General features: G+C 62.1%; 14 protein-coding genes and 1 pseudogene. 9 read left to right on the top strand and 6 right to left on the bottom strand.

Going from position 1 to position 12,648, the window contains the following annotated elements; all coding sequences use genetic code 11:
• Positions 1–7: 7 nt before the first annotated feature.
• Both A4G99_RS16515 and A4G99_RS25250 read right to left on the bottom strand, forming a co-directional pair.
• Positions 8–940 carry an SDR family NAD(P)-dependent oxidoreductase gene (locus A4G99_RS16515; RefSeq protein WP_066146017.1) on the bottom strand — a complete coding sequence of 311 codons (933 nt, stop codon included), beginning with the start codon at positions 938–940 and terminating at the stop codon, positions 8–10.
• A 116-nt stretch (positions 941–1,056) separates the two neighbouring features.
• Positions 1,057–1,218, bottom strand: coding sequence for a hypothetical protein (locus A4G99_RS25250; RefSeq protein ID WP_223301933.1), 162 nt, complete (start codon positions 1,216–1,218; stop codon positions 1,057–1,059).
• A gap of 167 nt (positions 1,219–1,385) precedes the next feature.
• Here A4G99_RS25250 and A4G99_RS27420 point away from each other — a divergent pair, with 167 nt between their 5' ends.
• Entirely contained in the window at positions 1,386–1,772 is a 387-nt protein-coding gene (locus A4G99_RS27420) for a helix-turn-helix domain-containing protein (protein ID WP_223301932.1), read from the top strand.
• A gap of 186 nt (positions 1,773–1,958) precedes the next feature.
• Here A4G99_RS27420 and A4G99_RS16505 read toward each other — a convergent pair whose 3' ends face one another.
• From A4G99_RS16505 to A4G99_RS16495, 3 genes are all read right to left on the bottom strand, one after another.
• Positions 1,959–2,444: a universal stress protein gene (locus A4G99_RS16505; protein ID WP_066146014.1), complete on the bottom strand. Its 486-nt coding sequence runs from the start codon at positions 2,442–2,444 to the stop codon at positions 1,959–1,961.
• A gap of 84 nt (positions 2,445–2,528) precedes the next feature.
• On the bottom strand, positions 2,529–3,542 hold the full coding sequence (locus tag A4G99_RS16500) for an amidohydrolase family protein (RefSeq protein WP_066146011.1): 1,014 nt from the start codon (positions 3,540–3,542) through the stop codon (positions 2,529–2,531).
• Between the two features lie 136 nt (positions 3,543–3,678).
• Positions 3,679–4,908: an HD domain-containing protein gene (locus tag A4G99_RS16495; protein WP_066146008.1), complete on the bottom strand. Its 1,230-nt coding sequence runs from the start codon at positions 4,906–4,908 to the stop codon at positions 3,679–3,681.
• A 75-nt stretch (positions 4,909–4,983) separates the two neighbouring features.
• Here A4G99_RS16495 and cofD point away from each other — a divergent pair.
• The 7 genes and pseudogenes from cofD (at position 4,984) to A4G99_RS26060 (ending at position 10,631) form a co-directional block, all read left to right on the top strand.
• Positions 4,984–5,977, top strand: a pseudogene (gene cofD, locus A4G99_RS24470) (2-phospho-L-lactate transferase).
• 150 nt (positions 5,978–6,127) lie between these two features.
• Complete coding sequence (locus A4G99_RS16480) at positions 6,128–6,730, top strand: tRNA-dihydrouridine synthase (protein ID WP_223301931.1); 603 nt, start codon at positions 6,128–6,130, stop codon at positions 6,728–6,730.
• Entirely contained in the window at positions 6,727–7,563 is an 837-nt protein-coding gene (locus A4G99_RS16475) for a triphosphoribosyl-dephospho-CoA synthase (protein WP_066145998.1), read from the top strand. The genes A4G99_RS16480 and A4G99_RS16475 overlap by 4 nt, the downstream gene beginning before the upstream one ends.
• Positions 7,560–8,135, top strand: coding sequence for a DUF447 domain-containing protein (locus tag A4G99_RS16470; protein WP_066145996.1), 576 nt, complete (start codon positions 7,560–7,562; stop codon positions 8,133–8,135). Before A4G99_RS16475 ends, A4G99_RS16470 begins: the two co-directional genes overlap by 4 nt.
• A gap of 95 nt (positions 8,136–8,230) precedes the next feature.
• Positions 8,231–8,953: a protein sorting system archaetidylserine synthase gene (locus A4G99_RS16465; RefSeq protein WP_066145993.1), complete on the top strand. Its 723-nt coding sequence runs from the start codon at positions 8,231–8,233 to the stop codon at positions 8,951–8,953.
• Between the two features lie 167 nt (positions 8,954–9,120).
• Complete coding sequence (locus A4G99_RS16460) at positions 9,121–10,395, top strand: HEAT repeat domain-containing protein (protein ID WP_066145990.1); 1,275 nt, start codon at positions 9,121–9,123, stop codon at positions 10,393–10,395.
• A gap of 83 nt (positions 10,396–10,478) precedes the next feature.
• Positions 10,479–10,631 carry a hypothetical protein gene (locus A4G99_RS26060; protein ID WP_190303788.1) on the top strand — a complete coding sequence of 51 codons (153 nt, stop codon included), beginning with the start codon at positions 10,479–10,481 and terminating at the stop codon, positions 10,629–10,631.
• Here A4G99_RS26060 and A4G99_RS27415 read toward each other — a convergent pair.
• A complete protein-coding gene (locus A4G99_RS27415; protein WP_223301930.1) occupies positions 10,625–10,870 on the bottom strand; it encodes a hypothetical protein in 246 nt (81 codons plus the stop codon). The genes A4G99_RS26060 and A4G99_RS27415 overlap by 7 nt on opposite strands.
• Positions 10,871–10,946: 76 nt before the next feature.
• Between A4G99_RS27415 and A4G99_RS16450 the strand changes: the two genes are divergently transcribed.
• A complete protein-coding gene (locus A4G99_RS16450) occupies positions 10,947–12,641 on the top strand; it encodes a phosphatidylserine/phosphatidylglycerophosphate/cardiolipin synthase family protein (protein WP_223301929.1) in 1,695 nt (564 codons plus the stop codon).
• Positions 12,642–12,648: the final 7 nt, after the last annotated feature.

Below are 12,648 nucleotides of genomic sequence, written 5' to 3'. Positions count from 1 at the left end.
GAAACTGCTACTCCATAACGCCGACCATTTCCGCACTGTCGCGCCACAATCGGTCACGCGCCTCGTCGCTACGCGCAAGTTCCGAGGGGTCTGGAAACGTGATTTTGCCCTTGACCAGCGAAGCATAGATGCTGCCGGACGGTGGGGTGACCGCGCCCAACGCCAACTGAGCCAGAGCCACCCCTGCACGTTCGGATGTTTCCGGGTAGAGATTTTCGTTGAACCTGCTGAGAAAGCCAAACACCATCCGTCCGAGGAAACCGGATGTCATCAGGCCGATGATGACTCCACTTAAGCCGGACACGTTGCGCATTAGCGAGGTGTCGGGTGTGAGACCCGGGTTATAGGCGATAATTTGGATGTCGCGTGCGTTTACCTCATCAAGCTCGGCGAAGGCTTGCGCGGTCAGGAGGTTACAGAGCTTCGATGCCGAATAAGCGCGTATACCAGCGTCAAGGCCGCCGTTACTGGGATGTGCTAGCGCCTGCGTGTCGAGCCCAGTTGGTGCAAAGGGAAAGTTCGTCGGATCGTGGGTGTCGCTTGTGGTAATCACTAGCCGTGACTCTTCTGCCATACTTGGCAGAAGTTCACGTGCGAGCAGGTAATGGCCGAGATGGTTGACCGCGAACGTCTTCTCGAAACCGTCGTCGCTGCGCTGGTCCGCGTTCGGATATTGTATACCGGCATTGAGCACGAGCATGTCGATCCGATCGTCAGCCAGGCGCTGTTTCACTGCGTCCGAGAAGGACCGGACACTCTCAAGCGAGGCGAGGTCAAGCTGGATCACCGTACTGCCTTCTGGTACGATTCGCCCACTTCCGCGAGCACCAATTATGACTTGTGTGTCGGGCTGGGCCGCGATTCGGCGTACGGCGTGCTCACCGATTCCGGAGGTAGCACCCGTCATCACGACGATTCGTTCGGGTGTCGGTTCATTCATGCTGGTGATTCTCCTTTTGATTCGGTTTTTGCGGTTGAAGTATCATACGTTCCGACCATCCTGTGGTTCTATAAAACTGATTTTTGAGACACGAATAGGAGCGCCAACGAGATGCATTACAGACTCACCTCTTTGCCGATCATTTCGACCGGTTCGGAGGGTTCTTCGCCGACGGTCCAATCGAACGTTTCGCCGCCCCAAGAGTTGCCGAAATCCATGCAACCCGGACATATTTTGCTCACCGTTACCCCGGTGTCGCCGAGTGTTGTGTACTCCATTTTGCATTCGCTCATGGGGGAGCAAGCGACAAATAATGTTGAGTACCATACATAATACTAAGTATCCCGTTCGACACTAACTCAGTTATCTACACCTTTGAAAGGAGCGTGCTGAAAGCTTCGATGCGGGATAAAGCCTATGAGTACAGAAAACGGACCGAGAAATCATGGAGGAGACGGAACAGCAATCCAATCAAAAAGGGTCTACCACGGCAACCGAATCGAGTGATAAAATGAGACATCAAAAGCACATGCACTCGATCAAAGAGGGACAACAGATGTTCGACTTCTTCGGCAAATCGCATATGATGATGCTTGGAGGGATGTTTGCCAAGTCACAGTCCCCGTGGAGATTCAACGAAATAAGGGATGAGACCGAACTCTCTCAGACGACGCTCTCGACTCGGCTTACCGAACTCGTCGAAGAGAACCTCATCGTTCGTCGTTCGTACGATGAGATTCCTCCGCGCGTCGAGTACGAGGCGACGCAGAAACTTCGAAATTTCGGGCCGATTTTCAAAGACCTTCTCGCATGGTGGCAAGAAATCGATTGATACGTGCATTAGCGCTTCCACCGCTAAAACCCGCTTCTGATCGAGAGACACCATCGTCATCTCTTGGGCATAACGAGAATTCGACTCACACCGAGAAAAGTAACGGCGATTCCACCAGAGTTGGTCGATTGAGCCACGATTGCCCAAAAAACACGTGGAGCTAGTCCATCCTCCGAAACTGTGAGTTCACCCGCTGGTGTGGGCTTTTCCGGTCGCGCTCACGTCCGGAGTATCGTCCTCCCGTCCGACGCGGACCGTGAGCACGGGCACGGTCGACGCACGGACGACGCGCTCGGCGACGCTGCCGAGGAGGAGTCGGTCGATGCCGCCACGACCGTGGGTTCCCATCACGATGAGATCGAAATCGTCCAGTTCGGCGTAGCGGACGATTTCCTTGTTCGGTGGCCCTTCGAGCAGATGTGTCGTGAGCGAAACGTCGTACTCACCCACGATACGGCGGGCGTCTTCGAGTGCCGACTCTCCCTCCTCCTCCAGCATGCCCGAGACGCCTTCCCAGGACGTTTCCATCGGTAGGCTGGCGTACGTCGAGGAGTTGACGACGTACACCGCGTGTAATTCCGCACCATGCGCCTCGGCTAGTTCGGCGGCGTGCGCGAGGACGCATCGCATTTCCTCCGAACCATCGGTCGGCACGAGAATTCGGTCGTACATGGAAGTGTTACCGAGTGGCACGGCCCGTGTTGTCTTAACTCATTTGGTGACGATCACCTTCGAATCGAAAGGTATTCCGGGAAATCACAACAGAACGTCGATCACGTCGCTCGCACCCGCCCGTCGGACGACCGACCGAACCACGTCCTTGTTTCCGCAGAGGTTGTCGGAGTCGCCGTCGAGAACGAGTAGCTTCGCATCCCTCCCCGGTTCGAGGAGCCCACAGTTCAGGCCCGCGATTCGCGCCCCGTTTTGGGTGGCCATCCGGAGTACTTCACGGGGAGAGATGTCCGTCAGTTTCTCCGTGAACTCCATCTCGCGGAACATCGACGGGCTGTTCAACATCACGTTGTCCGTCCCGAGTGCGACCGTCGTCCGGTCGAGCAGTTCCTTCATCGGCGGCAAGCCAACGCCCGTGACGAGGTTCGAACGCGGGCAGACGGCGATGGGAATCTCGCTGTGTTCGATGCGGTCGAGATGGATCGGTTCGGGGTGGACGACGTGAACGAGGAAGTCCGGCGAGAGGTCGAGCGCCGGATTGAGGTCGCTCGAATCGGCCTCGCCCGCGTGAATACCGAAGGTCTTCCCCGCCCGGTCGGTCGCGGTGCGCTCACGGCCGAAATCGGCGTCGTTCGCGCCGCTCGCCCCGAACCCGTCCGCGGCTTCCATCGCATCGACCGTCTCCCGACCGAGAATGAACGGGTCGATGTCGAGCCCCTCCGCGGCTTCTCGGAGGGCGAACACGCCCTCGACGCCGCCCTCGCGGAATTCGAGGAACGACGCGGTCCCCGTCGATTGCATGAACTGGAGCGACCGCCGCATCGCATCGACCTTCTCGGCGCGGGACGTTTCCCGAAGGAGCCGGTGTTTGAGCCCGTCCGGCGGCGCGACGAGTTCCTCCAACGAGAGTCCGGCCCCGGCTTCCTTGGCGATGGAATCGCCGATGTGGGTGTGTGCGTTGACGAACGCCGGACAGACGACCTTCGACGACGAGACGGACTCCTCTTCGATAGCGGTAATCGTCCCATCCTCGACGACCACGCGACCCTCGACGGGGTCGAAGTTCGGTCCGGAAAGGATGGTTCCCTCCACGAGCATACGTGGCGGTTGTCAGTACCCGACCTTAAACGCCTCGTCGTCGGAAGTATTTCCCTTACTCCATCTTCCCCTCCTACCCTTCCTATTTCCCCTATTTCACCGCTATCTATTCCGCCGCTACCTATTCTGCCGCCACCTATTTCTCCTCGAAGTCCGTCAGCGTCGTCCGAACGCCGGTTCTAACGTCGCTGACGAGTGCACCGTCGGTTTCCAAGCCGAGGATTCGCTCCGCCGCGTGTCCGGCGGCCGCCGTCTCGTCCGCTGGCGTGTACACGCCGAGGCGCCACTGGTCGCGCTGGACCTGCTGCAGCGCCCGAACCAGCGTGGATTGCCGAGCGAGCGGTCGAACTTCGTTGTTGACGACGACGCGCGACGACGATTCGGTCATCGCCGGTCGACTCGGCACGTCGAGGGTAACGTGCTCGGAATCGACGCCCGCGCTCTCGGCGATTTCGTTCTCGTACCGACGAATCGTCTCGTGGTCGGCATCGATGATTTCGTCGGGAACGTCCCCCATCTCCGCCCAGACGGCACGCTTGTAGAGGTCGCGGTCGGTAAGACGGCGAGCGAGTTCGGCGGTTTCCGGGTTCATGCGAAGCGCGACGATCAAGTCGTGGTCGTCCATGCGTCGTAGTTGCTCGGCGTCGATGTCCGGCGAGTCGAGCAGGCGCTCGCTCGCCCGCTGGAGCATCGACTTGCTGATTCGCGTGACGTGGTGGTTGTACACCGTCGGGTTCATCAGCGCACGGGCGACGAGCAGGCTCTCCGCCGTTTGGACGTTCCCCTCGGCGAGCACGAGCCTCCCGTCCGCGAACGTCAACTCGTGTGTCAGTCGCTCGTGGTCGATGGTGCCGTAGGGGACACCGGTGTGATGGGCGTCCCGGACGAGGTAGTCCATCCGGTCCACGTCGAGTTCACCGGAGATGAGTTGTCCCAGTTCCCCTTCTCCCGCGATGAGTCCCGCGATGGTGGTCGGATCCAAGTCGTGGTCGCGGAGGATGTCGCCGACCGTCGAGTCCGTGAGCAGGTCGAGAACGTCGTCGTGATATTTCCCCGTGCGTCGGTGGATTAGCTCCTCGATGGTGTGGCTGAAGGGGGAGTGCCCAACGTCGTGGAGGAGTGCGGCCGCGCGAACGCGCTCCGCTTGTCTCCCCTCGATGCCGAGGTTTTCGAGCGCTTCGCAGGCCAGATGATAGACGCCGAGGCTGTGTTCGAATCGGGTGTGATTCGCGGAGGGGTAGACGAGACGGGCGGTTCCGAGTTGCGTGATGTGTCGAAGTCGCTGGACTGCATGCGTGTCGAGCAACTCGTTCGCAACGCCGACGACTTGGATGTGGTCGTGGACGCTATCCTTGATGGTCTTCATTGTCGGAACGTTGTCCCGTCACGGTATAAAAACTGAAGGACGAGGCTTTATGTCCTCTCTCGCAGGAAACGAACCATGGTCACGTTTCTCTCAGGGGGGACGGGCACCCCCAAATTGTTGGAGGGCGCGGAAGGGGTCTTTTCGCCCGCCGAGACGACGGTTATCGGTAACACCGGTGACGACGTCGAACTCGGCGGCCTCCTCGTCTGCCCCGACATCGACACGGTGTTGTTCCAGCAAGGGGGCGTGCTGAACCGCGAGACGTGGTGGGGAATCTCCGACGACACGACCGAGACGCACGACGAACTCCATCGTCTCGCCGAATCGGCCGACCTCTCGACTGGCCCGCGATACCTCCCCGACGAACGCCAGACAGACGGGCGGAAAATCGCCCGCTGGCGGCGCTTTTCCGGCGTCGCGGAGTTCATGCTCCTCGGCGACCGCGATAGGGCAGTGCACGTCACTCGGACGGGACTGCTGGACGAAGGCAACACGCTCACCGAGACGACGCGAACCTTGGCGGACGCGTTCGACTCCCCGCTCGACGTCGTCCCGATGAGCGACGACCCGGTCGCGAGCATCATCCACACGCCCGAGGGCGAGATGCACTTTCAGGAGTTCTGGGTCGCACGCGGCGGCGAACCCGACGTCACGGGCGTCGAGTTCAGGGGTGCGGAAGACGCGGAACCGTCGCCCGCCGCACTTTCGGCGCTGACCGACGGACCGGTCGTCATCGGCCCGTCGAACCCCGTGACGAGCATCGGGCCGATGCTCGCGATGGACGCGTTCCGCGAGGCGCTCGAATCGACCACCGTGGTCGCAGTGTCGCCGTTCGTGGAGGACCGCGTTTTCTCCGGGCCAGCGGGGAAACTGATGGACGCGGTCGGCTATCAACCGAGCACGGCGGGCGTGGCGGAGGCGTACCCCTTCGCCGACGCGTTCGTGCTGGACGACGAGGACCGGACGGAACTCGACCGTCCGACGGTGCGGACCGATACGGAGATGGACGACGAACCGGACGCGGCGCGCGTCGTCCAGTGCCGTGCGGGACGCACTGGAGGTGGCGTGATGGGTCGAACCGTTCGAACCGCGAGTCGCGCTCGCCAGCCTCAGCGGGGAAGCGGACGCCGAATGGGCGCGAAACGCCGCCGATCACGCAGGGGCGGCATTTCTGGGCGGAATCGCGCTGGACGAAAAAACGCGAGCGGCGGCCCGGAAGTTGGTCGCACGCGAACGAACCGAATTCCTGCCGGACGATCCGATCACGTTCGTGGACGACCAACTCGCCGCGCTTTCCGATACCCAACTTCGTCCCGGAATCAACGTCCGCTCCGCGACGCTCCCCCCGATTCGAGCGATGGGAGACGTCTGCCAGCGCCACGAGGCGATACTGGAACTCAACGCACACTGCCGACAGGAGGAGATGTGTGCGGCCGGTGCCGGACAGTCGCTCCTTCGGGACCCGGACCGCCTCGCCGAGCAGGTTCGCGTCGCGGCCGAAACGGGTGCCGCAGTGAGCGTCAAGGTCAGAGCCGAGGTGCCCGGCGTGAACCTTCCCGAAGTCGCTCGGAAAGCGGTGGACGCGGGCGCGAACATCGTCCACCTGGACGCGATGGACTCCGAGCGGATGGTGCAGGAGGTGGCGGAGGCCACGGGTTGTTTCCTCGTTGCGAACAACGGCGTCCGCGACGAGGCGACGGTCGAGGAGTATCTGGAGTACGGTGCGGACGCGGTCAGCGTCGGACGGCCGAGTGACCGCCCCGAGGTGCTCTCTCGCGTTCGCCGTGCGACGGACGCGTGGTTCACGGAGGTGGTGGCATGACGCCCGCGGAACACGCGCAACTCGCGCTGTTGCTGGAAGTCGCCGGGACGCCGAAACCCGGAAACGTGGACAGGGAGCGCGATTTCCCCGACCTTCGATTCGAACACTTCCTCGCCGGAGCGGTCGGTTCCGGCGCGGGACTTCGAGCGGCCGAGGCGGATGCACCTGTCGGTGAAGCCTTCGAAGAAGCCGTCGCCGGGATGAGCCAGCAGGGGGGCGGCAACACCCAGTTCGGTGCGCTGTTGCTGCTGGTTCCGTTGGTGAAGGCCGACGACCGCTCGCCGGAAGCCGTCACGGAGGTCGTCGAAGCGACGACCGTGGAGGACGCGGCGGGGTTCTACCGCGCGTTCGAACACGTCGATGTGGCGGTTTCGGACCCGCCGGAAGGGACCGACGAGTTCGACGTTCGACGAGGAAGCGACGCGATACCCGCACTGGAAGAAGCCGGACTCACGCTGTACGACGTGATGGAACTCGGCGCGGACGAGGACGGAATCGCCTACGAGTGGACACACGGCTTCGAGCGAACCTTCACCGTGGCCGAGCGAATCGAGGAACTCGACGGCGGGATTTCGGCCCGCGCGGCGCAGGTGTATCTCGAACAACTGGCCCACGAGCCGGACACCTTCGTGGCGAAACGGCACGGCAAGAAAACGGCCGAAAGCGTCCTCGTTCGGGCACAGGAGGCCCTTCAGGAAGCGCGCGAGGGCAACCCGGAACTCGTGACGGCGTTCGCCGAATCGCTGGTGGACGACGGTATCAACCCCGGTACTACCGCGGACATCGTCGCGGGCGGCCTGTTCGTCGCGCTGGAGCGGGGCGTTTCTCCGTGACCGGGACGAGGACGAGTTGGCCGGTCGAACTTCGCGGTGTGACCGAGTCCGTCGTCACGACGCTCGGGCCGAACGACCTGTGGAACGTGGCGGTTCTCGGCCTCCATTCCACCGACCCCGTGACCGCTCGCACGTGGGGCAACACCAGAACCCGGCGGAACTTCCACCGACAGGGCGGCGGCGTCGTCCAGTTCACCCGCGACCCCGTGGACTTCGTGGAGGCCGCGCTGTCGATCCGGGAGGAAGCGGAACCGGTGCTCGACTCCGCGGATGCGTGGGTCGAAATCGAGGTGGAACAGGTCGATTCCGGGGAGACCGACGGAACCCACTGGGAGGAGTGGGAACTGATGCCCGTCGAATCGGAAATCCGGGAACGGCGAATTCCGCCGACGAATCGGGGTTTCGCGGCCGTCGTGGAGGCGACCGTGGCGGCCTCCCGGTTGGACGTGGACGGCTACGATACAGCGGAACTCCGGGGTCGGTTGGAGTATTTCGAGGAGGTCACGCGGACCTGTGGCGGCGAGCGCGAGCGTGCCGCATTCGATCGAATTCGGGAATTGGTCGAGTGGTAATCGCGGTTCGTCATTTATTTTCGACCGTTCTATCGTTCGACAGTCCGGGGTGATTTCAAAAGAGGTATCACTCACGCTCGCACTACCCGCCGAGTATGAAGCCTCGGTTCGTGGGTCGTCTTTCGCTCGCCGACGCGGTGACGGTTTCGAACGCCGCGCTCGGCTTTCTGGCGATTTCGCTCGCAGCCACGAACCCGCGACTGGCGGCGCGCCTCGTCCTACTGGGGGCGGTGGCGGACGGATTGGACGGCGTGCTCGCCCGCCGCTATGGGAGTTCGGCGGCCGGGCCGTATCTGGATTCGTTGGCCGACGTCGCGTCGTTTTCGGTCGCCCCGGCGGTGTTGGTCGTCGCCGTCGTGCGCGAGACGTGGGGATTCGACACGCTTCGCGTGGGAGTATCGATGCTCGCCGGGGCGCTGTTCGTCGCCATGGCGATCGTCAGACTCGGGTTGTATACGGCCTACGACACCGACGACGACGTGACGGAGGGAATCCCGACGACGCTCGCGTCCATCATCCTCGCTGCTGGCGTCCTCGCGGGGTTCACCGACCCCACCGTCCTCGTCGCGCTCACCGTCGTCCTCTCCGGGTTGATGGTCTCGACGATCACGTATCCCGACCTGCTGGCGCGTGATGCGCTCATCATGGGCGTCGTCCACTCGCTCGCGGTCCTCATTCCCAATTTCAAAGGCCGGACGTTCCCGTACGCGCTGGTGTCGCTTGCACTGGCGTATCTCGTCCTCTCGCCGGGATTCTACTGGCGGAAGACGGAAGGAAAACCGACACCTGCGAAGACGACAGAAGGGAAACGCTCTTGATGGCTACGGGCCGAATTTTTCGCATATGAGTAAAACGGCACAGCCGGGGGTGGACGCATGAGCGACGATGGTGCCGAGGAAACGCAGGATGCCGAATCCGAGGACGAAATTCAAGCCGAGGGGCCACAGGATTCCGAAGTCGAGGAAACCGAAGAGTCCGAGCCGAAGTGGAGTCCGAAACCGAAGAAATCGAAGAATCCGAGGAAGAATCTGAAGAGGAAACGCCGGAGGAGACGGCGGAATCCATCGAAAATCGGCTCGAAAGCGCGGAAGCCGACCTCGAAGACGCCGAGACGGAAGCCGACCTCGACGTCGTCGAAGAAGAACTGGACGACATCGAGGAGGAACTCGAAGCGGCGGACCTCCCCGAACCGGACGAACCGGACGAAGAGGAAGACGAAGACGAGGACGTGGAGGACCCGCGCGAGGAACTGGAGATGTTCCTCTCGGACCTTCGTGACGAACTCGAAGACCAACGCGGTCCGTACGCCGAGGACGTTATCGGCGACATCGAGGACGCTATCTCGACCGTCGAGGACACCCGCTGGACGGTCGACGGGAGCGCGGAACTCGTGGAGGTCGTCGAGTCGTTCGTCGATACGGTACAGGAGGCGATCGGAACGGATTTCAGCGTTACCCTCACCCGTAATTCGGACGACCTCGCGGAAGTGCTCGGAGACACGGCGAGCGCCGTCGAGGAGGCGGAACTCGATCCGGACGAGGACGCGGAAACCATCGATACGCTTCTCGATGCGACCGACGAACTGCAGTCGGGCATCGACGACGCCGAGGAATGGAGCGACCTGAGCACCCGGGAGCAACTCAGGCGTGAAGGCTACTACGACGTTCTCAACTACCGCAAGGACTACCCGCCGGAGTGGCACGCGCTCAAAATCTGGGAGAAACGCGACCGCGTCGACATGGTGCTCCTCGCGCTCGATTCCTTGCAGTCGAACTACATGGAACGACACTGCCTCGAAGCGCTCGAACGGATGGGCAACGAGGAAGCCGTCGAACCCATGCTCCAGCGCGCCGGTCGCCGTGACAAGGACGCCATCCGTATCCTCGGGAAGATCGGCAGCGAGGAAGCCATCGATTCGATCATCGACTACGTCGATGCCGACCCCGGAATGGCGAAGACCGTCATCAAGGCGCTCGGCGAAATCGGCAGCGAGGAAGTCACGCAGGACGTTGCCGACCAACTCGTGGTCGAGGACGAGGAAGTTCGAAGCTACGCCGCCCGTTCACTCGGTCTCATCGGCGACACACGTGCGATCAAACCGCTCTCGGAGACGCTGGCGGACGACGAGTCCGATTCGGTTCGTGCCAGTGCCGCGTGGGCGCTGAACCAGATCGGCACGGAAACGGCGCTCGACGCGGTCCGGGAGTACTCCGACGACCGGGCGTACATCGTCCAGAGCGAAGCCGAGAAGGCGTTGTAGTCTGCCGGTAAGGACCGCTTACTCCCGAGTAATCGGTCAATAACAAAGACCATCGATGACCGTTCTCTTCCCAAGAGGTCAAAATGGCGACCGAATCCGCGCCACTCGGGATGTGTCCGAACTGCGGGAGCGACATCACTAGAGGGTATCTTCTCATCGAATACGACACCGAAGAGGGTTCGGAGCGCTTCGCCGAATGCCCCGACTGCCGCGAAATCGTTCACCCGGTTCACTGAGCGAGGAACGTGGCAAAGAATTCGAGCGCGAACGCGAGTGCGATACAGAACGCGCCGACGCGGCCGACCCACGTGTACTGTCTCACTTCCATCGGCGACATGTCGATGGTGTAATCGTTGTAATCCGGGTCGTACTCGATGTAGTCCGGAATCTGGAAGAACTCGAAGAAGACGAGAACGGCACCCAGAGCACCGAGAGCATAGCCCGCCAATTCGAGTATAATCGGAACGTCCATCATATAGACAAGGCGAAGGTGGTGGACAAAAATCCACCGTTCCGAGCGTTTATATCAGAAGGCGAAACCACTCCTCCCCGTGTTCGCCAGAGTCGCGCTCGCCGTCCTCCTGGTGCTCGCTCTCCTGCCAGTTTCAGCAACGGGTGTTGCGACGACCACCACGGCAACCGGCACGAGCGCAACGGCAACCGGCACGACGAGTACGACGACTCCATCCGGAACAAGTACCTCCTCCTCCGGAACGACGAACCACTCATCTGCCTCACCGCACATCGTCGCCGTGTACCCAAACCCGGTGGCGATGGACGACGCCGGGGAGTTCGTCGTCGTCACCTTCCCGCGAAAGACGACCCTCTCGGCGTGGACGCTGTCGGACGAACAATCGACGTCCTCCCTATCCAATCGAACCGTTTCGGGTACGGTCGCGTTCTCCACTGCACCGAATCGCACCGAGAATCTCACGTCGTTTCGCGTCCTCCCGCTCGAAAACCTCTCCCTCGCGAATTCGGGCGAGACGGTGACGCTTGGGCGAACGACCGGCGACGGTTCGGAAACGGACGTCGATTCGGTCACCTACGTCGATGCGCCGGAGTCGGAGTGCTGGCGGCCGTTCACGCAGTCGTGGCGGCCGTTGGGTGCGACGAACTTCACGGTTACCCGCTCCGACGCCGCGACCGCTCGCGTGTTCGTGCTTCCGGACGACCCGAACGTTCCCGTCGAAACGCTCCGTTCGGCCAAACGACGGCTCCTCCTCGCGGGCTACTCGTTCACTTCACGACGAATTACGGACCTCCTCATTGCGGCAGCGAATCGAGGCGTGAAGGTTCACGTTCTCGTGGACGATGCCCCCGTAGGCGGCATTTCCACTCGGGAAGCGGCGGTGCTCGATAGACTCACCAACCACGGCGTCACCGTCGATGTCATCGGCGGAGAACGAGGGCGCTATGACTTCCACCACGCGAAGTACGCCATCGCCGACGACGAGGCAATCGTGATGACCGAGAACTGGAAACCCGCGGGTGTCGGCGGGCACTCCAGCCGTGGGTGGGGAGCAGTCGTCGGTGGTGAGGCCGTCGACAATCTCGAAGCGATATTCGACGCCGACACGTCGTGGTACGTCACGACGCCGTGGCAGTCGTTCAGGGAGGGGCGGTCGTTCAATCCGACGACGGCGGCGAACGAGAGCTACCCGACGAAATTTCCGGCGAAGCGTGTCGACGCCGTGAGCGTGCTCGCCGCACCGGACGACGCGGAAAGCGGTGTTCTCTCGTTGCTCCGCTCCGCGAACGATTCCATCGACGTCCAACAGATGACCGTCGGGAGTATCCACCAACCGTTCATCCGGGCGACGCTCGCCGCGGCGCGACGGGGCGTGGCGGTACGAGTGCTCCTCAGCAACGCATGGTACGTCCACGACGACAACCAGCGGGTCGTACGCTGGTTGAACGAGCGGGCCGACGCCGAGGGACTGCCGCTGGAAGCCGAACTCGCATCACCACACGACTACGAGAAGATTCACGCGAAGGGCGTCATCGTGGACCGGCGACACGTCGTCGTCGGGAGTCTCAACTGGAACAACAACTCCGCTCGGGAAAACCGGGAAGTCGCAATCGTGCTCCACGGGAAGGCAGCAGGGAAATATTACAGCCACGCCTTCGAAGCCGATTGGGGAAGGAGGGAGGACCGATTCCCGGTGGGTCTCGCCGCGTTCGTGACGATAGCCATCGCTGGCGCGGTTTGGATCGCAAAACGGGAGATTCGGTTCGAGTCGTAGAACCGAG

Origin of the sequence: Haladaptatus sp. R4 (assembly GCF_001625445.1) — an archaeon.
In the GTDB taxonomy this organism is placed as follows: Archaea; Halobacteriota; Halobacteria; order Halobacteriales; family Haladaptataceae; genus Haladaptatus.
This window is presented reverse-complemented; position numbering and strand designations above follow the sequence as displayed.

Excerpts from the sequence above, each read along its gene's own strand:
- A4G99_RS16475 (WP_066145998.1), top strand. The coding sequence starts at position 6,727 with ATGACGCCCGCGGAACACGCGCAACTCGCGCTGTTGCTGGAAGTCGCC.
- A4G99_RS16515 (WP_066146017.1), bottom strand. The coding sequence starts at position 940 with ATGAATGAACCGACACCCGAACGAATCGTCGTGATGACGGGTGCTACC.
- A4G99_RS16500 (WP_066146011.1), bottom strand. The coding sequence starts at position 3,542 with ATGCTCGTGGAGGGAACCATCCTTTCCGGACCGAACTTCGACCCCGTC.
- A4G99_RS27415 (WP_223301930.1), bottom strand. The coding sequence starts at position 10,870 with ATGATGGACGTTCCGATTATACTCGAATTGGCGGGCTATGCTCTCGGT.
- A4G99_RS25250 (WP_223301933.1), bottom strand. The coding sequence starts at position 1,218 with ATGGAGTACACAACACTCGGCGACACCGGGGTAACGGTGAGCAAAATA.
- A4G99_RS16505 (WP_066146014.1), bottom strand. The coding sequence starts at position 2,444 with ATGTACGACCGAATTCTCGTGCCGACCGATGGTTCGGAGGAAATGCGA.
- A4G99_RS16495 (WP_066146008.1), bottom strand. The coding sequence starts at position 4,908 with ATGAAGACCATCAAGGATAGCGTCCACGACCACATCCAAGTCGTCGGC.
- A4G99_RS26060 (WP_190303788.1), top strand. The coding sequence starts at position 10,479 with ATGGCGACCGAATCCGCGCCACTCGGGATGTGTCCGAACTGCGGGAGC.
- A4G99_RS16465 (WP_066145993.1), top strand. The coding sequence starts at position 8,231 with ATGAAGCCTCGGTTCGTGGGTCGTCTTTCGCTCGCCGACGCGGTGACG.
- A4G99_RS27420 (WP_223301932.1), top strand. The coding sequence starts at position 1,386 with ATGGAGGAGACGGAACAGCAATCCAATCAAAAAGGGTCTACCACGGCA.